The sequence below is a fragment of the Oscillibacter sp. GMB15532 genome (genome assembly GCF_041020825.1).
Classification (GTDB): domain Bacteria; phylum Bacillota; class Clostridia; order Oscillospirales; family Oscillospiraceae; genus Oscillibacter.
The window spans coordinates 242842-262582 of sequence record NZ_JBEVTO010000003.1; the positions used below are offsets into that span (position 1 = coordinate 242842).

Consider the following 19741-nt stretch of genomic DNA (forward strand, 5'->3'; position numbering starts at 1 on the left):
GGCTTGCTGATTCTGCTGTTTGGACTGTGGATTCTTTTATCGGGAAGGCTGGACCTCGAGGTTTGTATCATTGGAGGTGCTGTTTCCGCAGCGCTGTATCTGCTGGCCTGCAAAACGCTGGGATACAGCCCCAGGGGAGATTGGAAGGCCCTGAAAAAAACAGGGCACGCCATCCTCTATCTTATTTATCTGGTGAAGGAGATGCTTTTGGCGGGACTGGTGGTCATGCGGCTTATTTACACCAAGGGACGGAACATGGAGCCAAAGCTTATCTGGTTCCGGACGGATTTGACCCACCAGAGCGCCCGGGCCGCCCTCAGCGACGCCATTACGCTGACGGCGGGGACCATTGTGGTATCGCAGGAGGGAAATCTGCTGTGCGTCCACGCGCTGGACGCGTCTCTTGCCGAGGGGCTGGAGCACGGCGAGTTTGAACGAAAGCTGCAAGGTATGGAGAGAAACGTATGACCGATGTAAAAAACACGGCGCTGACGGCGGCAGTGGTCTTGCTGGCGGTGCTGATGCTGGCGACACTGGTACGGGCGGTGCTGGGACCCCGGTTTACCGACCGGATTGTAGCGGTGAACATGATCAACACCATGGCCGTGGCGATGATTGCCATTTTATCGGTGCGGCTGGGCGAAGACTTTTTGGTGGACGTGGCGCTGGTTTATGCCCTTTTGAGCTTTTTGACTGTGACGGTGATGGCGCGGATGGTGCTGATACGCCACTGGCGAAAGGAAAAGTGCGCCAAGGCCGCAGCAGAGGAAAAGGAGGCGGCGGACCATGGGGAGTGACATCATGACCGGGCTGGGGCTGGTGTTTCTGGCCTTTGGCATCTTTACGTTTTTTACGGCGGTGCTGGGACTTTTCCGGTTTGACCGGGCCCTGAACCGGATGCACGCCGCCGCCGTGGGAGACGCGCTGGGGATTTTCTGCATTCTGGTGGGCATTATTTTATTCCATGCACCCACCATTGCTTCCTTGAAGGCGCTGTTGATTCTGGTGTTTTTGTGGATTACCAGTCCCGTGGCGAGCCACCTGATCGCACAGGTGGAGACGGTTAGCAATCCCAATCTGAAGGCAGAATGTAAGGTGGAGATACGATGACGCTATTGGAGAATATTTTGCTGGTTGGCCTGATTGTCTGTGCGGCGGCGGCTCCGCTTTGTAAGCGGCTGCTGGCGTCGGTCATTGTGTATCTCTCGTTTTCCGTAATGCTGGCGGTGCTGTGGAGCGTGCTGGAAAGTCCGGATTTAGCCATGACGGAGGCGGCGGTCGGCGCGGGCGTCAGCGGCATCCTCTTTTTCCTGACGCTGAAAAAAATCAATGCGCTGAAAGGAACGCGGGATGAGTGAACGGGGCGGATGGAAGCGGTTTGCCGACTGGGTGAACGGGGAAACCGAGGCCGGAGATCCTACCACTCAATATGTGATGGACCGGCGCCCGGCGCGGATACAGGAGGCGCACGAGCTGCACGAGGCGCGGGAGCGGCTGCGGCTGAAAAAGTTTCTCGGACTGTACCCGCTGGCGGCAGGGCTTTTGTGTGTGGTTCTGATTTTTATTCTGCTGTCCACGGTGATTTACATTCCGCCCTTCGGACAGCCGGGAAACCCCACCAACAACGAGGTGTCCCAGCATTATCTGGAGAAGACCGTGGAGGAGACGGGCGCCAGCAACGCGGTGACGGGCATGATTTTATGCTATCGCGGGTTTGACACGCTGGGGGAGAGCTGCGTGTTGTTTCTGGCGGTGAGCAGCGTGATGATTCTGCTGCAAAGGGACAGAAACAACACAGGAGAACGGGCGCAGCTAAGGATGAAACGGGAGGACGCGGCGGAGCGGGGCCATGAGGACAACATTCTGCAAAAGTCCGCCAAGCTTCTCATTCCGTTTGTCTTTCTATTTGCGGCATATGTGCTGATGAACGGAGAGTCGTCCCCGGGAGGGGGATTTTCCGGAGGCGCGATTCTCAGCGGAGGACTGATTCTGTATTCCGTGGCCTTTGGGCCGGAGCGGCTGAGCAGACTGCTGACCCGCAGTCTGTACAGCGGCGTGCGGGTGGTAGGTCTGATGGCCTATGCGCTGACCTACGGCGTGTATATCTTCGCGGGGGCGAATGGACTGTCCATCGACATGGAATGGATGATGACGGTGATTGAACTGGCCGTGGGGCTGGTGGTGGCCTGTGCCATCTACGGATTTTACGCGATGTTTCAAAGGGGGAAGATCTGATGCCGGAATTGGTTGCACAGAACCGCTATGCCGTGGTGGCAGTAATTTTATTCGGAATCGGACTTCTGAACCTGATGCTTCAGCAGAATCTGGTGAAAAAGGTCATTGGGCTGAGTATCATGGATTCCGCCATTTTTATGCTGCTGGCATCCCTGGGGTATATTGAGGGACACGGCGCGCCCATCGTGGAGGAGGGCGCCGTCGACGCCTCGCTGTACATCAATCCCATTCCCAGCGGTCTGGTGTTGACGGGAATCGTGGTGTCCGTCAGCGTGACGGCATTTTCTCTGGCGCTGGTGCAGCGCATTTACCAGCGGTATGGGACCGTTGAGCTGCCCGAACTGCTGGAGCGGGCTAAAAAGGAGGAGGATTGATGCGCCCTTTCTATGAAAACCTCCCCTTTCTCAGCATGTTTGCCGCGATCTTCTGCGGCGTACTGTCCTCGGTAATCCGGGACGGGCGGCGGGCCTATGTGCTGGCGCTGGCCATGGCGGCGGTGACTGCCGCGATGTCGGCGGTGCTGCTGTACTATGTCTGCACCCGCGACGTGAGCTTTGTGTACTCCATGGGGCGGTTTGCCGCGCCTTATGGAAATGCCATCAAGGCGGGGCCGTTACAGGCGCTGCTGGCGACGGTGTTTTCCATTGTGATGGGCCTGTCGCTGCTGGGCGGCGGACGGGGTTTGTCGCATGACATTCTGCCGGAAAAACAGGGACTGTATTTCGTGATGGCGGACCTGATGCTGGCGGGGATTCTGGCGCTGATTTACACCAACGACATGTTTACCGCCTATGTGTTTATCGAGATTACAACCATCGCGGCCTGCGCCATGGTGATGGCAAAGGACACGGGACCAAATCTCATCGCCACCATCCGCTATCTGTTTATGAGCCTTTTAGGCTCCGGCCTGTTTCTGATCGGCCTCGCCCTGCTGGACAGCATCGGCGGGTATCTTTTGATGGAGCCGCTGGCAAGGGCGGTGGAAATTCTGGCGGAGCTGGGACGGTATCACAGGCCCCTGATCGTGTCCATCGGGCTGATGGTGGTGGGACTTGGCATCAAGAGCGCCATGTTTCCCTTCCACCTGTGGCTGCCGGACGCACACGGCGGGGCTACCTCGTCCTCCTCGGCGATTTTGTCGGGCATTGTTTTGAAGGGCTACGTAGTGCTGATTATTACGCTGATGACGCGGGTATTCGGGCTGGAGCTGATGCGGGAGGTGGGCGTGACCCACATTTTGCTGATTGCGGGGATGCTGGGGATGATTTTCGGATCCCTTGCAGCCATGCGGGAATATCACGTAAAGCGGATGCTGGCCAACTCCTCGGTGGCGCAGATCGGGTATATTTTTATGGGGTTGGGGCTTGGAACGGAGTTTGGCGTGGCGGCGGCGTGCTTTCATATTTTAGTGCACGCGACCTGCAAGCCGCTGCTGTTTCTCTGTGCCGGGCGGCTTTCCGACGTCAGCGGGCATCACCGGTCCCTGAAAAACCTGCGGGGCAGCGCTTACCGGGATTTTGGCGCGGGAGTGGGCTTTACCGTGGGGGCGCTGAGCATGATCGGCATTCCCCTGCTGGGGGGGTTTGTATCCAAGCTCTACCTTTCGGAGGCGGCGCTGGAGTCACCCTATGTGGCGGCGGTACTGCTGACTATTGCGGTTTCCACGGTGCTGAACGCGCTGTACTATGTGCCGGCGACGCTGGCCATCTGGGTGCGGCCACCGTGGGAGGAGATCCGGGAGGTCATGCATGACGTGAAGCCGGAGGACACGCGCTTCGACCGCTCTTTCTTCACGGCGTCCGCCCTGTTTATCTGCCTGGTTTTCCTGCTGGGCATTGCCTATCATCCGGTGATGAATGTGATTTATGCAGGCATCCGGCTGATGTGAGCGCGGAATCGGCGAAGAGAACCGAAATTTTTGCGAGGGGAGAACCGCTTTGCTGTTACTACCGATTTTGCTGCCGATATTCGGAGGCGTGTTCGTCTTCCGGGAGAGGGAAGAGAAGACCCGCAACCGGCTGACGCTGGGGCTGACCGTGATGACGGCGGTGGCGGCAGGGATTTTATGCGCACTGCCGGAGCAGTCGCTGCGGCTGATGACCATTGAGGGGTCCTTATATCTGGCGCTGCAAAGCGACTCTCTTGGAAAATTTTTTATGGTGCTGATTTCCGGAATTTGGCTTCCGGTGGCGGTATTTGCCGAGCCGTATCTCCGGCACGGGGGGAAGGGCCAGCAGTTTCAGGGCTTCTACACCATGACCATGGGGATGCTGATGGGCCTTGCCCTTGCGGACAACTTTGTGACGCTGTACATGTTTTTCGAGCTGATGACGCTTTTGACCGCGCCGCTGGTTCTGCACGGCGGCACGCCGGCGGCGCGCCGGGCGGGGCTGAAATACCTGGGGTATTCCGTATTCGGCGCGGGAATGGCGCTGGCGGGATATTTCTTCCTGTCCCACTTTTTGACCGACCAGAGCTTTACCGGCGGCGGCGCGCTGAATCTGCCGCTGGCGGCGGCCCACAGGCCCCTGCTTTTGATTGTGTTTCTGGTGATGACCATAGGCTTTGGCGCCAAAGCAGGCATGATGCCCATGCAGGCGTGGCTTCCTACGGCTCATCCCGTGGCCCCAGCCCCGGCCTCCGCGGTGCTGTCCGGCGTGATTACCAAGGGCGGTGTGCTGGCCATTATCCGAGTGACGTACTATCTGTTTGGCGCGGAGTTTTTGCGGGGGAGCTGGGCGCAGTACGCGCTGATCGCTCTGGCGCTGTGCACGGTGTTCACGGGGTCTATGCTGGCGCTGAAAGAGAAGAGCCTCAAGAAGCGGCTGGCCTATTCCACGGTGAGCCAGGTGTCCTATGTGCTGTTCGGATTGCTGCTGCTCTCTCCGGGGGGTGTGCGGGGCGCGCTTTTGCAGATGACCTTCCACGCGCTGGCCAAGGACACGCTTTTTCTGGCGGCGGGAGCCATTATTGTGGCCACGAATTTCACCCACGTGGACCAATTGGCGGGCATCGGCAAGCGGATGCCAAGGACCATGGTGTGCTTTTCCGGCGCGGCGCTGTCCATTATCGGGATTCCACCCATGAGCGGGTTTATCAGCAAGTGGTATCTGGCCTCCGCCGCGCTGAATTTTGAGGTGCGGGCACTGGGGTATCTTGGCGTGGCGATGCTGATTTTATCGGCACTGATGACCGCCGGTTATCTGCTGCCCATTGTGGTGCGGGGATTTTTCCCTGGGCGGGACGTGCTGGTGGAGCGCAGGGAGGTGGGGCCGCGAATGACGGCTCCCATGCTGGTAATGAGCATCGCGGTACTGGTGCTGGGTCTGTTTCCAAACGGCTTGCAGGCGTGGATCTCCACACTGCTGCCGCAGATATTCTGATTAGGCTGGAGAGAAAGGAGGGATGTGGATGCAATGGCTTCAGGCGCTGCCCATTTTGATTTCCGTGGTGCTAGGCATTGGGCTGACGATTTTACAGCCCGGAGAGCGCAAGGTGCGCAACGCCTATATCATGGGTTCCGTGATGCTGACGGCGGGTCTTTCCTTTGCCGCCATCATTGCGGCGGGGATGGCGGACACGGCTCCGGCCTGCACGCTGGTGCGGTTTTCCAGTGAGTTCTCCATCTCTTTGCGAATTGATGGGTGCTCGATGGTATATGGGGCCATCGTGTCGGCCCTGTGGCCGCTGATTACGCTGTACAGTCTGGACTACATGTCCCACGAGGGACATGAGAGCCGGTTTTTCGGGTTTTGGATTGCAAGCTTCGGCGTGGTGCTGGGGATTGCGTTTGCGGAGGATTTTCTTACCCTGTATCTGTTCTATGAGCTTCTGACCTTGGTGACACTGCCGCTGGTGATGCACTTTATGGATGAGAAGGCCCGGTACGCGGGGCGGAAGTATGTGGTGTATTCGCTGGCGGGAGCGGCGTTTGCCTTTATCGGCATCGTCTTTCTGCTGCGCTATGGGACGACACTGGACTTTACCTACGGCGGCGTGCTGGACCTTGCAAAGGCGGCTGGAAACGAGACGACATTGTGGGCTGTGTTCGTCTTGACGTTTTTCGGATTCGGCGTGAAGGCGGCGATATTTCCCTTTGGTGCATGGCTGCCGGACGCGTCCGTGGCCCCTACGCCGGTGTCCGCCCTGCTCCACGCGGTGGCAGTGGTGAAGGCGGGCGCCTTTGCCGTGCTGCGGCTGATTTACTTTGGATTCGGCACGGATTTTCTGCGGGGAAGCTGGGCACAGTACGCGGTGATGACGGCGGCAATCCTGACAATCATTTACGGCGCGGCCCGGGCGCTGCGCACGCCGCACCTGAAGCGGCGGCTGGCCTTTTCCACGGTGAGCAACCTGAGCTACATCCTTTTTTCCCTGACGCTGATGACGCCCGCGGGGCTGGTGGGGGCACTGGCCCACATGGTCTATCATGCGGTGGTAAAAATCACCATGTTCTGCTGCGCCGGTTCCATTATTCAAAAGAGCGGGCGGGAGTATATCTATGAATTTGAGGGCCTTGGACGGCGGATGCCGGTGGTATTCGGGACGTTTACCGTATCCGCCTTCGCCCTGATCGGTGTGCCGCCGCTGGGGGGCTTTGTAGGAAAGTGGATGATCTGCACGGCAGCGGTGCTTTCGGAGGATCCGTGGGCCTATTTCGGAATCGGGGCACTGATTTTGTCCACACTGCTGACCACTCTATATATGATGACTATTTTTGTGCGGGCCTGGTTCCCGGTGGGCACGGTGGACCATGAGGCGCTTTCCAAAATCCACGACCCGGGCCCGGCAATGACCATTCCGCTGATGGTGCTGGCGGCGGCGGGAATTGTACTGGCGCTGTTTTCCGCGCCGCTGATTGAATTTTTGCAGGCGGTGAGTCTGAATACGCTATGAAAGGAGAAAACGCTGAATGAGCTCGTTTTTATTGCTGTTTTTGGTGTTTTTTCCGTTTCTGGCGGCGTATTTCGTATACCCCATGCGAAGAAGAGGACGCGAGTACCGCAATCTATATGTCCGCATCATTCCGGGCGTGGAGATTTTTGCGGCGCTGCTGCTTCTGTTCGCGCCGGGAACGGTGGTGCTCCCTCAATTGTGCGGACTGGGGCTGCGGTTTGAGGCGGGGAGCCTCCACACGACCATGGCTGTTCTGGCGGCGTTTTTATGGCTGATGACGGCGCTGCCCAGCAAGGAATATTTTGCGGATCGGGAGGGCGTGAACCGCTATTACTGCGCATGGATGATGACGCTGGGGGCGCTGATGGGCGTGTTTCTGGCGGCAGATTTTTTCACGCTGTTTATCTTTTTTGAAATTATGTCCTTTGCCTCCTACGTATGGGTGGCGCAAAACGAGAATCCCGACGCGCTGCGGGCCGGGCAGACCTATCTGGCAGTGGCGGTGTTTGGGGGGATGATGCTGCTGGTGGGGCTTTTGATGCTGGACCACCTGCTGGGGTCGCTGGTATTTCGGGAGCTGCCCGCACTGGTGGCAGCACTGGAGGACGGCCGGCGGGGAGAGCTGCTGGCGGCGGGACTGTTCTGCCTGACGGGCTTTGGTGCGAAGGCGGGCATGGTCCCCCTGCACATCTGGCTGCCCAAGGCCCATCCCGTGGCACCGGCTCCGGCCTCGGCTCTGCTGAGCGGAATTCTGACCAAGAGCGGGATTTTCGGGATTTTAATTATTTCCCGGTATCTGCTTTTTTCCAGTGTGGAATGGAACGGCGTGCTGCTCCTATCCGGGACCGTGACGATGGTGCTGGGAGCGGTGCTGGCTCTGTTTTCCGTCAATCTGAAGCGGGCGCTGGCCTGCTCGTCCATGTCTCAGATCGGGTTTATTCTGATTGGCGTTGCCATGCAGGGATATCTGGGGGAAGACAATGTTCTGGCGGCATGGGGAACCGTGCTGCACATGGTGAATCACGGGCTGATTAAGCTGGTGCTGTTCGTGTCGGCAGGCGTGATTTATCTGGCAACCCACGCGCTGGACTTGAATGAGCTGCGGGGTTGGGGACGGAACAAGCCTGCGTTGAAAGCAATCTTTTTTGTGGGCGCGGCGGCGATTGTGGGCGTGCCGGGGACCTCGGGGTATATCAGCAAGACACTGCTGCATGAAAGCATTGTGGAGTACGTTCACCATCTGGAGGACATAGGACGCTTTGCGGCGGGTTTTCAGACGGTGGAGTGGCTGTTTTTGATTTCCGGGGGGCTGACGGCGGCATACATGACAAAGCTGTTTGCGGCGATTTTTGTTGAAAAGCGAGCGGAGAAGCAGCGGTTCAGCGCTCGGGAGTACATGACCCCGGCGACGGGGCTGGCGGTGGGACTGACGGCATGTTTGCTGGTGGTCTTTGGGCTGACACCATGGGTTTCCATGCAGGTGATTGCGGAGCGGTCCTCCGTATTTCTGCGGGCTGGGGAAAGCCACGGGATATTCCGCTATTTTTCATGGGTGAACATGCAGGGGGCGCTGATCTCTCTTTGCATTGGTGCGGCGGTATATCTGCTGATTGTGCGGACGGTGCTGTGCAGGAGGACCGCGGAGGGAACCGTATATCTGGAGCGGTGGCCCAGAGGGTTGGACTTGGAGGAGCTGGTATATCGTCCTGCTGTGAAGGGGCTTGCGTTCCTTGGGGCGATGTGCGCCCGGACGGCGGCTGGATTGGGCGACTTTTTGGTAGTAGCGGGCGAGAAGCTACTGTATCTGAAAGCACCCGGGATCTTTGTACCCAAGAAGAACGAGAATTTTGGCGTGTATGCGCGCAAACCCAAGCGGTTTTTGATCGGAGAAACCTTTGCCTTCGACTTGACGCTGGCGGGAATCGGGCTGGTTGGTGCGCTGACCTATATCTTTTTTACCGGGTAGTGTCCGGACTGAAACTGGATCAAAACGGGCGGGAAGCTGTTGGCTTCCCGCCCATTTTTTTAATTGGTGCGGCGGAGCCGCCCACTCCGCCAAAGGGCGGATATTTTTTTGATTTATTTTAAAGATGTACGCAGACGTACAAATTCTGGGAAACGGGAGGACTGATATAGAAGAGCGAGGTGATTGGATGGGGAAAAAACTGACGGGCGCGGAGCGGGATCGGTTTTGCCGGGAATTTCTGCTTTCCATGGACCCTAACCGGGCGGCAAAAAGCATTGGGCGAGCCGACGGCTACGCGCTGCTGCGGAAAAGCGAGGTGGCCGAGCGGCTGAAATGGATGCGCAGAATGGAATTGCCCACCCGGCAGGACATTTTACGGCGGCTGGGTCAGATGGCGTTCGGGCGAGTGTCCGACGCGGCAAAGCTGGCAAGCCGGGAGCTGGTGGAGGCAGGAGAACTGGATTTATCCGATGTGGCGGAGCTGAAAATCACGGACAAGGGAACGGAGATGAAGCTCATCGACCGGGTGCAGGCGCTGGAGACGCTGTGGGGCCTTTTGGAAGAGGGCGGCGAGGACAGCATGGAACGGTTTTTACAGGCGCTGAAGACCGAGGACGAGAAGGAGGGGCCTGGGCGTGGAGGCGGTGCAGTTCTCTGAAAAGCAGCGGCGGGCGCTGCGGTGGTGGCAGACGGACGGAGAAAAGTACGACGCGATTATCTGCGACGGGGCGGTCCGCAGCGGGAAGACCTTTTCTATGGGGTTATCCTTCTTTCTATGGGCGCAGAGCAGCTTTGACCGGCAGCAGTTCGGCGTATGCGGGAAGACCATTCTCTCACTGCGGCGAAATGTGCTGGAGGAGATTGTACCGGAGCTGCGCAAGCTCGGAATGCAGTGCACAGAGAAACGGTCGGAAAATCTGCTGGTAGTGCGCAGCGGGAAGCGGCGGAACCGATTCTACCTGTTCGGCGGAAAGGACGAGTCCAGCGCTGCGTTGATTCAGGGGAGCACCTTTGCGGGGGTATTGCTAGACGAGGCGGCGCTGATGCCAAGGTCCTTTGTGGAGCAGGCCTGCGCCCGGTGCTCGGTAGCGGGGAGCAAGCTATGGATGGATTGCAACCCAGAAGGCCCCGGACATTGGTTCTACAAGGAGTGGATTTGCAAGGCGGAGGAGAAGCGGGCGCTGTATCTCCACTTTACCATGGAGGACAATCCGGCGCTGTCGGCAGAGGTCAAGCGGCGGTATCAGAGCTGTTACAGCGGAATTTTTTACAGGCGGTTTGTGCTGGGAGAATGGGCCGCGGCCCAAGGGCTGGTATACGACTTCTTTGACCGGGAGAGGTTTTGCAGAGACGCGCCGGAAGGAGAGCCGGAGCGGTGGCGCATATCCGTGGATTACGGGACGGCAAACCCCGCGTCCTTTGGGCTGTGGGGATTGTGGGACGGGGTGTGGTTTCGGGTGAAGGAATATTACTACAATTCCCGGGCGGAGGGACGGCAGAAAACCGACGCAGAGTATGTGGAAGATTTACGAAAGCTGGCGGGGGAACGGCGGATTGAGACGGTGGTAGTTGACCCGTCGGCGGCCAGCTTTATCACGGCGCTGCGGCAGGCGGGGTACGATGTTGAAAAGGCGAACAACGATGTGCTGGACGGCATCCGCACCACGGCGGACGCGCTCAGGAGCGGAAAAATCGTAATTTGCGGAACCTGCGAAGACTGCCTGCGGGAGATGGAGACCTATTGCTGGGAGCCGGGAGGCAAGGACGCGCCGAAAAAGGAAAACGACCATGCCATGGATGATCTGCGGTATTTTACCATGAGCCTGACAAAGCCCCGGGGCGGAGGCTTTGCGGCGACGTGGGTGGAGCGGGAAACGTAAAAATACGGGAGGAGCGAGAATGAGATTCGGGAAGAGGAAACAAGCGCCGGAGAAACCGGCGGCTGTGGTGCAGCTGCGAAACGCGGAGCGGCATCCCTTCGGCGTGCTGGACGGGTATGTGCCTTTGCGAGGCGGTGAACTGCGGCTGTATCGGGCGATCCGGGAGGGCGTTCCGGTGGTGGACGCGGCTGTTTACAAACTGATTCGGATGACCGGGGGTGTGGATGTAACCTGTACGGACGCGGCGGCCCAGCGGGAACTGCGGGAGTTTTTGCGGACGGTACCCACGGGACGGGGGCAGCGGGGAATGAACGCATTTTTGGAGTGTTATCTGGATTCGCTTTTGACCTGCGGCCGGGCCATTGGTGAAATTGTGACGGCGAAAAACGGGCGAGAGATCGGGGCGCTGCTATGCGGCCGGGCAGAGGATATTGAGATCTATGAGGGAGACAATCCGCTGGATTTTCAGCTCTGCGGAGCGGATGAGCACGGGAGAATAGGTCCGCTGCCAAGGCAGGAACTGCTGCTGTTCACGCCATTTAACCCGGAGGCGGAGCATCCCTACGGCGTGTCCCTTTTGCGGTCCATGCCGTTTTTGACGGATATCTTGATGAAGATTTACCACACGGTGGGGGTGAACTGGGAGCGATGCGGCAATGTGCGGTTTGCGGTGACCTGCAAGCCCGGAGAGGACGGACGGGGACAGGCGGAGGAGCGCAGCCGGCAATTGGCGGAGGAGTGGTCCGCCGCGATGCAGGACGCAAAAAGCGGGCGCGTACGGGATTTTGTGGCGGTGGGCGACGTGGAGATCAAGGCAATCGGCGCGGACGAGCAGATGCTGGACAGCGAGGTGCCGGTGCGGCAAATTCTGGAGCAGATTGTGGCCAAGACGGGGATTCCTCCGTTTATGCTGGGGCTGAGCTGGAATTCTACCGAGCGGATGAGCGCCCAGCAGGCAGATATGCTGACCACGGAAATTGCCGCCATCCGGCGGACGCTGAATCCAGCGGTGGAGCGAATTTGCAGCTTGTGGCTGCGGATGCACGGCTACGGATGCGGATTTGAGATGGTGTGGGAGGATGTGAATTTGCAGGATGAGGTGGAAGACGCACGGGCAGCGCTGTATCTGGAGCAGGCCCGGAAGCTGAGAATTGAGAACGATGCGGCGGAAAAGCAGGCGTGATGCGGCGGGCAATAAATTTACATAGTGCTTAGAAAGGGGAGAGAAAATGGACGTGCGAAAGGACGCGGGAACGGCGGAGCGGTGGACAGTTGGAGAGGATGACATGGGTCTGATCAACCGCTTTTCTAAGGGGACACTGACGGCAGAGCAGGTATACACCTTTGCGGTGCGGCTGTGCGACAACGAGGTGGACCGGGATTTTGAGCGGTTTGACGAGGCGGCGCTGAACGCATTGGGCGATTTGTTCGTAGGGAAAAGCGGCGTGTTTGACCACCAGTGGTCCGCAATGGGGCAGACGGCACGGATTTACAGGACGGAGCTGGTGCGCGAGGCGGGACGCAGCACGGCGGCGGGAGACGGCTACTGCTATCTCAAGGCGTGGGCCTATCTGATGAAGACGGAGAAAAACGCGGATTTGATTGCCGAGATTGAGGGTGGCATCAAAAAAGAAGTATCCGTCGGGTGCGCGGTGGGGCGGAGCGTGTGCTCCGTGTGCGGCGAGGAGGGCGGAAGCTGCCAACACCAGAAGGGTCAGAGCTATGGCGGGAAGCTGTGTTACGTGGAGCTGCGGGAGCCGAAGGATGCTTATGAGTGGTCCTTTGTGGCGGTGCCTGCACAGAGAGAGGCGGGCGTGATGAAGCGCTTCGGCGGTCAGCCGGGCACGGAGCTGGAGCAGTATGTGGGGCAGCGGAAGGAATTCCAGGAGGCATGGGATACTCTGCGCAAGCAAGCGGAGCTGGGACGAAATTATCTTTCCGGGCTGCGCCGGGAGGTGGTGCGGCTGGCGCTGGTGAGTGACGAGGCTTTGGACGGGGCGGTGTTTCAGTCCATTGCGGACAAGCTGGAAGAGGCGGAGCTGCTGGAACTGAAAAAGGTCTATGAGGCCCGGGCGGAGAAGGTATTTTCCGTGCAGCTCCGCCGGGCGGATGGCGGCGCGGAGCAGGGGGACGGGGAGCTGTTTCGGGTGTGACGCGGTCCCCGTTGCATTGGGAAAGGGCCGGAAAGCAATGGCGGTGACGCAGGTGGCAGAGGGCTTTCCGGTGTTTTCAGAGAAGATAAATTTTGAGGAGGAGCACGATGAACATTTCTTTTGAGGGAATCGGACAGTGGGCGGCTACGTTTTCCTGCGCCGAGGTGCAGGAAGGCGAGCTGGTGAAGGTTAGCGGAAACGGAGCCGTCGGCCCCTGCGGCGAGGGAGAGGACTTCTGCGGACAGGTGATTTCTATGAGCAAGGGCGGTGACGCCTGCGCTGTGCAGCTTGGTGGGTTTGTCACCGCCGGTTACACGAGGAATGCGCCGGGTTTGGGCTGGTGCGGCCTGCGCGGAGACGGGGACGGCGGCGTGAAGACGGACGCGGCGGGTCGGCAGTATCTGGTGGCAGAGGTGGACGCGGCGGCAGGCACTGTCACCTTCGCACTTTAAGAAGGAGGAAAGAGTATGGCTTATCATTACGAAAACATCAAGCTGGAAAAGGGTATGTACAACAGGGCGGGCAGCAGCTTTTCCAAAACGCTGGAGGAGCTGGACCCCAGTGAAAATTACAGGGGGACCCCGGCGGAGGGGCTGGACGCGTTTCAGCGCCAGCTCAAGCGCTTTGACATCAAGGTGAAGGGCGCGGGCAGCGACATGGTGGAAAAGTTTTTCAAGACCAGCGACTCCGCCGTGCTGTTTCCGGAGTTTGTCTCCCGTGTGGTGCGCCAGGGGATGGAGGAGGAGAGCATTCTGCCCTCCATCACCGCGACGGTGACGAATTTCGAGGGGATGGACTATCGCTCCATTGCCTCCGTACCCACGGAGAAAGAGAAAGAACTCAAGCGCGTGGAGGAGGGCGGCGCGATTCCCGCCACCACCATTCGGACCCAGGAAAATCTGGTGCGGCTGCACAAGCGGGGCAGAATGCTGGTGGCTTCCTACGAGGCCATCCGGTTTCAGCGGCTGGACCTGTTCTCGGTGACCCTGCGGCAGATTGGCGCTTACATCGGCAGAATGCATTTGCAGGACGCCATCCATGTGCTTTGCGACGGTGACGGGAACAAAAATCCGGCGAAGACTTACAGCATCGGAACGGCGCCCATTTCTGGCACCAAGGGGACGCTGAGCTATGACGCGCTGCTGGAATTCTGGAGCCAGTTTGACCCCTACACCATGAACACCATTCTGGTGGGCGGCGACGTGATGCTGAAGCTTTTGAAGCTGAGCGAGTTCCAGAATCCGCTGACGGGACTGAATTTTCAGGGAACCGGCACGCTGACCACCCCGCTGGGCGCGACGCTGCTGAGAACCAGCGCCATGCCCACAGGCAAGCTGATCGGTCTTGACAAGGGGTATGCCCTGGAGCAGATTTGCGCCGGAGACGTGTTGGTGGAGTATGACAAGCTGATTGACCGGCAGATGGAGCGGGCGGCCATTACCTCTATCTCCGGGTTTGCAAAGCTGTTTACCGAAGCAAGCCGGGTGCTGGAGATCTGATAAACTCCATTGAGAAAGCAGCGGAGAAGGGAGGCGCGAGAATGCAGGAGGAAATTTTAACGCTGGCGAGGACTCTCTCCGGTGCCGGAGAGGATGAGGAAACGGCGCTGGCGCTGCTATGCAAGGCGGCGGAGAAGGAGTGGACAGGGAGACTGCGCGACGGCGTGGGGCCGGAAGAATGCCGGGAGGCATTCCTCTGCGCGGCGGCGCTGGTTGCGGCGGCAGGCCTGACGGTGGGTCGGAGTGAACTGCGGTTTACGGCGGGAGATGTGTCTGTGACGGAGCCGGAGGGGGGCAAGGGTGCCGAGGCCCTGCGCCGGGAGGCGGAGCGGCTGATGGAGCCCTATGTGACGGCGGCGGAGTTTCGCTTTCGGGGGGTGCGGGGATGACGGCGCGGTTGGACCGTATCTTCCGAAAATACGGACAGGCGGTGACGGTGAACGGCACGGCGGCACGGGCGTTTTTTCAGCCCACAAGAAAATCGGAAAAAGACACGCCGTTTGAGGTTACATCTCTGGGAACGGTGGACGACCGGAGATGGACCTATTTGGGCAGGACGGAAGCAGGTTTTGGTGACCGGGTGGAATTTCAGGGGAAGACCTATACGGTGCGCAACTGCGAGGAGATACGTCTGGGGGACAAAACCGTCTGCTGGTGGGCCGTTTTGACGGAGCGGAGAAAGGCGGCGGAATGAACGGACTGAATCAGGTGCGGGATGCGGTGATCGACGCGCTGAAGGGTGCGGGGATTGTGGCGATGGCCGCCTATGAGGGCGCGGCAAAGGAATATGAAGGGCCGGTGGCTTCCGTGGATGTGGCGGCGGCGGAGGGAAGGTCCGTGGGTCTGAGCGGATATCTTGGGGAGAAGCGCGATGAGACGGGGATCGTCCGGGAGCTGTATGGAATGCAGATGGACGTGACGATTTCCCTCGGCGTGCGGGCAGAGGGGGCGAGTGCGTGCGAGACGGCTATGGAAGTTGCCGCCGGTGCGCTGATAGAAAAGCTGCCCGCAGGGCTGAGACTGGAGAAAATGAGCTGGAACGGCATTGCGTGGGACAAAGCCACAGGGATGTTTTTACGGAAGGGGAGCGCGGCTTGCAGGGCTGTGTTCCTGGCGGAGGACCCCGGCGATACGGGGACCTTTCTGGACTTTATTCTGAAAGGGACGATTAAAAAATGAATATGACAAAGCATGAGCGGCCGGGGGTGTATTCCTCCTATGACGCGTCCTCCGTGGTATCCGCGGGGAGCGGGGCCAAGACCGTGGGTGTGGCGGCGCGAGCGGCGAAAGGCGACGTGGGCGCGGTGGTGACGCTGACAGGGTATACCGAGGGCGTGGGCGCGTTTGGCGAGGACGAAGGTGCGGCGGGAATGAGCGCAATTTTGCGGCTGCTGTTCCTCAATGGCGTGTCCAAGGTGGCGGCAGTCCGGGTGGCGGACGGCGGAACGGTTTCGGACTATACGGCGGGGTTTGACGCGCTGGGCGGCGTGGAGGACGTGCGCATCATGGTATGCGACAGCACGGACGCTGTGGTACATCAGGCGCTGCGCACGGCGGTGGAAACATCGTCCGCGGGACGCAGGGAGCGAATCGCAGTGGTGGGAGCCGGCGGAGCCACGGCAGGGGAGCTGGCGGCCCACGCGGCGGAGCTGAACAGTGAGCGAATGGTGCTGACTGGGCCGGGCGGCATGGTCGGTGAAGGTGTGCCTTCGGGGGTATTGTGCGCAGCGGCGATGGCGGGCGCTATGGCAGGGGGAAACGACCCGGCGGCTCCCCTGAACGGTGCGGCGCTGTACGGACTGAGCGGACTGAGTGCGGAATACGGGGACAACGACATCGACGTTTTGGTGCGGGGCGGTGTGACGCCGCTGGAAAGCGTGGCGGGGGTGATTTCCCCGGTGCGGTGCGTGACCACCAGAACCACCACGGATGGGACGGCAGACGCCACATGGCGGGAGCTTGGCACCATCCGGATTGTGGACGACGTGATTCCGGCGGTGCGTTCCTCGCTGCGCAGCAAATTTTCCCGCACCAAAAACACGGCGCAGAATCGGGGGGCTATCCGGTCGCAGGTGATTGTAGAGCTGGAAAAAAAGCTGGCGGCGGAGATCATTGACAGCTATGGCGAGGTACGGGTGAGCGTATCTGCGGACGAGCCCACCGCGTGCCTTGTAGAATTCAGCTTTGCCGTGGCCCATGGGCTGAACCAGATTTATCTGACGGCCCACATTACGGTGTGAGTGAAAAACAATTTTCTGAAAAGGAGAGAAATCTATGGAGGTTATGGGATTTCCCACCAGCGCGGACATCTATCTGGAGCTGAATGGGAAAAAGGTGGCGGTGGTGCAGAGCTACACCGCCAAGGCCAGCAAGACCAGTAAAAACGTGGAGGCCTTTGGTGAGCGGGAGCCGGTGGGGACCATCGGGGGACAGAGCAAGTATACGTTAGAGCTGACCCGTCTGTACGCCACCGATGACGCAATTTCCGACGGAATCAATTTTTACGAGCTCAGCGATTTTTCGCTGGTAATTTGTAAGCCGGACCGGAAGATTATCTACTCCGGCTGCCAGTGGAGCACAATCTCGGAGCAGGGAGAGCTGGACGCCATGGTGGCGGAAAAAATCACCGTGGTGGCTTCCCGGCGCATTGAGACAACGGCATGAAAACGGCACCGGACAGACTGGCGCCGCTTTCGGCGGGACGGCTGCTGCGCATTTGGCGGGATGTTGCCGCACAGGAGGAAAACGAGACGGCGCGGGGGCTTTTGTGCAACGCCCGCGTGCTGGCGGAAAGCTGCTTTCTTGGAGAAGAGCGGCTGTTTGAGAGCGCGGAGGCGGTTCTGGAGGAGCTGACGGCGGGAGAGATGGAGACGCTTGTGCGGCGGCTGGCAGGGGAGGAAACCGCTTTGCCCGCCGGAGTAAACGCCGGGTTTGACCCGGAGCGGTTCCGGGCGATGCGGGGAGAACGGGGATGAACTACATCGAAGATGCGCTGAGGCGGCAGGCGGCAATGTTTGCCGCTTTGCTGGGCGGTGGGCAGTGGCGGGAGAAAAACGAGGAGAGGCAGGCCGGGAACAATGGGAAGGCAGAGTGGGAGAGCGGGGGAGACGGCGCTCTCCGCGGTCTCTCACGTACTGAGGAACCAGAAGAGAGACAAGGCTTCCCGAGAGAAATGGCGGCATGGAATCGGTTACTGGCGCGGCGCGGTGAAGGGCAGGTTTTTCAGGCGGCGGGGACGCGGGAGCAGACAGACGAGGAGCTTCACACAGTGGAGCGCATGAGCGCGGAGAGCCCCCTTGTGAGAAGCCGACGAGCAGAAACGGTGCGGCTGAATGCGGAAAGAACTGCGGTTCAGGGGAGAAACAGCGCAGGCACGGGAGCGGGGCTTGGCGAAGTGGAAATGAGCATCCCGGGGGAGTTGCACTTCAAGAGCGGGGGGACTAACGCCGGGACCACCGGGACCGTACTGGTGGTGGACGGCGGAGTGTCCGCCGGGGAGTTGTCCCGGACATTTCAGCGGGATGCGAGACGGTATGACGGCGGGTATCCGCTGTATTGAGACAGGAGAGGTGAGATGGCGTGGAACTGACGCCGATGCGGTATAAGGACTATGTATGGCCCCACAATCCGGAGACATATTCCGTCACTTGGCAGAGGAAAATTGCGGTGCACAAGGTGCCCTTCGGGCGATACTGCATGCAGGAGTTGGGGCCGGGACACCGGGTGATGCGGGGGCAGGGCGCGTTCATAGGAGCGAACGCCTATCAGGAATTTCAAAAGCTGGCGGCGGTGTTCGAGCAGGACGGGCCGGGACTGCTGATGCATCCCGTCTGGCAGGCGGCGGAGGCGTATTTCGTGTCTTTGCAGTTAACGGAGGAGCCGCAGCCGGATTTTGTGGGATACGCATTTGAGTTTTGGGAGGATTGCCGCCAGAGCGCGTCTCTCACGGCGGCGGCGACCGCGGCGGAGAGTACCGGCGCGGCGGGCACGGAGAAGCGCGCGGACTCCGCTGTATGGTACACGGTGAAAAAGGGAGATACGCTGTGGGGGATTGCAAAGCGATATGGCGTGACACTTCAGAGCCTGATTGCGGCAAATCCCCAAATTAAAAACCCAAACCTCATCTACGTGGGAAATCAGGTGCGGGTGAAATGACGGGTAGAATTACGACATGCGACCACAGAATGTTTGACCTGCCTGCACTGCTGACGTGGGATGTTTGCTATACGGGTACTGTGCCCTGCGACAGCTTTTCGGTGACGTGCCTTTACACGGCGCAAATGGAGCCGATACTGCGGCAGGCGGCAGGGTTTACGCTGATGGACGGAGAAACCGTGCTGCTGCGGGGAATTGTGGATGAATATGAGATTCGCCAGACGGAGGAGGGCCTCAGCGCGCTGGTAGGGGGCCGGGGCTATGCCGCCCGGCTGCTGGACAACGAGGCCCGGGCCGCCGTCTATCAGGGGGCGACGCTGGAGGAAATCATCAGAAATCATGTGACGCCCTACGGGATTCCCTGCGACCGAACGGCAGGCCTCAGCAGCGGCGGGGAAATGTATACCGTGGCGGCGGGGAGCAGCCAGTGGAAGGCTCTGGAGGATTTTTGCAGGACCTATGGCGACTTTACGCCAAGCTTTGACCGATTTGGGCGGCTATGGGCGGACAGAGAAAAAACGGGAAAGACGTTTGACATTACGGATTCATCAAACGTTTTGTCACTTGTAAAACGAGAAGATCACTACGGCGTACTGTCCGAAATACTGGTAATCGACAAGGCGAGAAACCAGACGTACAGCGTGCGCAACGAGGACTGGATTGCCCGGGGAGGGCAGTGCCGTCGGGTTTTGTACACGCCGGGTCAGAGCACCTGGGCCAAAATGCGGTATACCGGGGAGTATCAGATTGCCCGGTCCAGAGAGGATGAGACTTCTGTGGAGGTGACGCTGGCGGGGAGCTTTCTGGCGTTTCCCGGTGATGTGGCTGCTTTAAAGCTGACCCGGATGGGACTGGCGGGGACCTATCGCGTGGTGGAGGCCAGAACCCGGGCTGATGGCGGCGGAGAGTCCGTTACGCTGACGCTGCGCGGAAAGTGAACGGGTGGAGAGGAGCGGA

The 19741-nt window shown here is 59.6% G+C and carries 25 protein-coding genes; all 25 read left to right on the top strand.

The window, feature by feature from the left end; translation table 11 throughout:
* Window positions 1-3: 3 nt before the first annotated feature.
* The 25 genes from ABVS15_RS05450 to ABVS15_RS05570 all read left to right on the top strand — a co-directional run bounded on the left by ABVS15_RS05450 (window position 4) and on the right by ABVS15_RS05570 (window position 19722).
* Window positions 4-468 carry a Na+/H+ antiporter subunit E gene (locus ABVS15_RS05450; RefSeq protein WP_369282730.1) on the top strand — a complete coding sequence of 155 codons (465 nt, stop codon included), beginning with the start codon at window positions 4-6 and terminating at the stop codon, window positions 466-468.
* Window positions 465-797, top strand: a complete 333-nt coding sequence (locus tag ABVS15_RS05455) for a monovalent cation/H+ antiporter complex subunit F (protein ID WP_369282731.1) — start codon at window positions 465-467, stop codon at window positions 795-797. Before ABVS15_RS05450 ends, ABVS15_RS05455 begins: the two co-directional genes overlap by 4 nt.
* Window positions 787-1110, top strand: a complete 324-nt coding sequence (gene mnhG / locus ABVS15_RS05460) for a monovalent cation/H(+) antiporter subunit G (RefSeq protein ID WP_369282732.1) — start codon at window positions 787-789, stop codon at window positions 1108-1110. The genes ABVS15_RS05455 and mnhG overlap by 11 nt, the downstream gene beginning before the upstream one ends.
* The gene (locus tag ABVS15_RS05465) at window positions 1107-1358 is read left to right on the top strand and encodes a hydrogenase subunit MbhD domain-containing protein (protein ID WP_293009007.1); all 252 of its coding nucleotides are present in this window, start codon (window positions 1107-1109) and stop codon (window positions 1356-1358) included. The genes mnhG and ABVS15_RS05465 overlap by 4 nt, the downstream gene beginning before the upstream one ends.
* Entirely contained in the window at window positions 1351-2235 is an 885-nt protein-coding gene (mbhE, locus tag ABVS15_RS05470) for a hydrogen gas-evolving membrane-bound hydrogenase subunit E (protein ID WP_369282733.1), read from the top strand. Before ABVS15_RS05465 ends, mbhE begins: the two co-directional genes overlap by 8 nt.
* Window positions 2235-2609, top strand: coding sequence for a sodium:proton antiporter (locus ABVS15_RS05475; RefSeq protein ID WP_369282734.1), 375 nt, complete (start codon window positions 2235-2237; stop codon window positions 2607-2609). Before mbhE ends, ABVS15_RS05475 begins: the two co-directional genes overlap by 1 nt.
* Complete coding sequence (locus ABVS15_RS05480) at window positions 2609-4123, top strand: complex I subunit 5 family protein (protein WP_369282735.1); 1515 nt, start codon at window positions 2609-2611, stop codon at window positions 4121-4123. The genes ABVS15_RS05475 and ABVS15_RS05480 overlap by 1 nt, the downstream gene beginning before the upstream one ends.
* Before the next feature lie 49 nt (window positions 4124-4172).
* A complete protein-coding gene (locus tag ABVS15_RS05485; protein ID WP_369282736.1) occupies window positions 4173-5618 on the top strand; it encodes a complex I subunit 5 family protein in 1446 nt (481 codons plus the stop codon).
* A gap of 28 nt (window positions 5619-5646) precedes the next feature.
* Complete coding sequence (locus ABVS15_RS05490) at window positions 5647-7131, top strand: complex I subunit 5 family protein (RefSeq protein WP_369282737.1); 1485 nt, start codon at window positions 5647-5649, stop codon at window positions 7129-7131.
* A gap of 16 nt (window positions 7132-7147) precedes the next feature.
* A complete protein-coding gene (locus ABVS15_RS05495; RefSeq protein WP_369282738.1) occupies window positions 7148-9097 on the top strand; it encodes a complex I subunit 5 family protein in 1950 nt (649 codons plus the stop codon).
* 187 nt (window positions 9098-9284) lie between these two features.
* The gene (locus ABVS15_RS05500) at window positions 9285-9755 is read left to right on the top strand and encodes a terminase small subunit (RefSeq protein ID WP_369282739.1); all 471 of its coding nucleotides are present in this window, start codon (window positions 9285-9287) and stop codon (window positions 9753-9755) included.
* Complete coding sequence (locus ABVS15_RS05505; RefSeq protein WP_369282740.1) at window positions 9733-10977, top strand: PBSX family phage terminase large subunit; 1245 nt, start codon at window positions 9733-9735, stop codon at window positions 10975-10977. The genes ABVS15_RS05500 and ABVS15_RS05505 overlap by 23 nt, the downstream gene beginning before the upstream one ends.
* Before the next feature lie 19 nt (window positions 10978-10996).
* Window positions 10997-12160, top strand: a complete 1164-nt coding sequence (locus ABVS15_RS05510; RefSeq protein WP_369282741.1) for a serine/threonine protein phosphatase — start codon at window positions 10997-10999, stop codon at window positions 12158-12160.
* A 46-nt stretch (window positions 12161-12206) separates the two neighbouring features.
* Window positions 12207-13130 (top strand): hypothetical protein, encoded by a 924-nt coding sequence (locus ABVS15_RS05515; protein ID WP_369282742.1) that lies wholly within the window; start codon window positions 12207-12209, stop codon window positions 13128-13130.
* Between the two features lie 107 nt (window positions 13131-13237).
* Window positions 13238-13582, top strand: coding sequence for a hypothetical protein (locus tag ABVS15_RS05520; protein WP_369282743.1), 345 nt, complete (start codon window positions 13238-13240; stop codon window positions 13580-13582).
* Window positions 13583-13597: 15 nt separating this feature from the next.
* Window positions 13598-14629 carry a phage major capsid protein gene (locus ABVS15_RS05525; RefSeq protein ID WP_369282744.1) on the top strand — a complete coding sequence of 344 codons (1032 nt, stop codon included), beginning with the start codon at window positions 13598-13600 and terminating at the stop codon, window positions 14627-14629.
* Window positions 14630-14670: 41 nt separating this feature from the next.
* Complete coding sequence (locus ABVS15_RS05530; protein ID WP_369282745.1) at window positions 14671-15018, top strand: hypothetical protein; 348 nt, start codon at window positions 14671-14673, stop codon at window positions 15016-15018.
* Window positions 15015-15323 carry a hypothetical protein gene (locus ABVS15_RS05535; protein WP_369282746.1) on the top strand — a complete coding sequence of 103 codons (309 nt, stop codon included), beginning with the start codon at window positions 15015-15017 and terminating at the stop codon, window positions 15321-15323. The genes ABVS15_RS05530 and ABVS15_RS05535 overlap by 4 nt, the downstream gene beginning before the upstream one ends.
* A complete protein-coding gene (locus ABVS15_RS05540; protein ID WP_369282747.1) occupies window positions 15320-15808 on the top strand; it encodes a hypothetical protein in 489 nt (162 codons plus the stop codon). The genes ABVS15_RS05535 and ABVS15_RS05540 overlap by 4 nt, the downstream gene beginning before the upstream one ends.
* Window positions 15805-16869 carry a phage tail sheath C-terminal domain-containing protein gene (locus tag ABVS15_RS05545; protein ID WP_369282748.1) on the top strand — a complete coding sequence of 355 codons (1065 nt, stop codon included), beginning with the start codon at window positions 15805-15807 and terminating at the stop codon, window positions 16867-16869. Before ABVS15_RS05540 ends, ABVS15_RS05545 begins: the two co-directional genes overlap by 4 nt.
* A 34-nt stretch (window positions 16870-16903) precedes the next feature.
* Complete coding sequence (locus ABVS15_RS05550; RefSeq protein ID WP_294855579.1) at window positions 16904-17293, top strand: hypothetical protein; 390 nt, start codon at window positions 16904-16906, stop codon at window positions 17291-17293.
* A complete protein-coding gene (locus ABVS15_RS05555) occupies window positions 17290-17604 on the top strand; it encodes a hypothetical protein (RefSeq protein WP_369282749.1) in 315 nt (104 codons plus the stop codon). Before ABVS15_RS05550 ends, ABVS15_RS05555 begins: the two co-directional genes overlap by 4 nt.
* On the top strand, window positions 17601-18188 hold the full coding sequence (locus ABVS15_RS05560; protein WP_369282750.1) for a hypothetical protein: 588 nt from the start codon (window positions 17601-17603) through the stop codon (window positions 18186-18188). Before ABVS15_RS05555 ends, ABVS15_RS05560 begins: the two co-directional genes overlap by 4 nt.
* Before the next feature lie 20 nt (window positions 18189-18208).
* On the top strand, window positions 18209-18784 hold the full coding sequence (locus ABVS15_RS05565; RefSeq protein WP_369282751.1) for a LysM peptidoglycan-binding domain-containing protein: 576 nt from the start codon (window positions 18209-18211) through the stop codon (window positions 18782-18784).
* On the top strand, window positions 18781-19722 hold the full coding sequence (locus ABVS15_RS05570; RefSeq protein ID WP_369282752.1) for a hypothetical protein: 942 nt from the start codon (window positions 18781-18783) through the stop codon (window positions 19720-19722). The genes ABVS15_RS05565 and ABVS15_RS05570 overlap by 4 nt, the downstream gene beginning before the upstream one ends.
* Window positions 19723-19741: the final 19 nt, after the last annotated feature.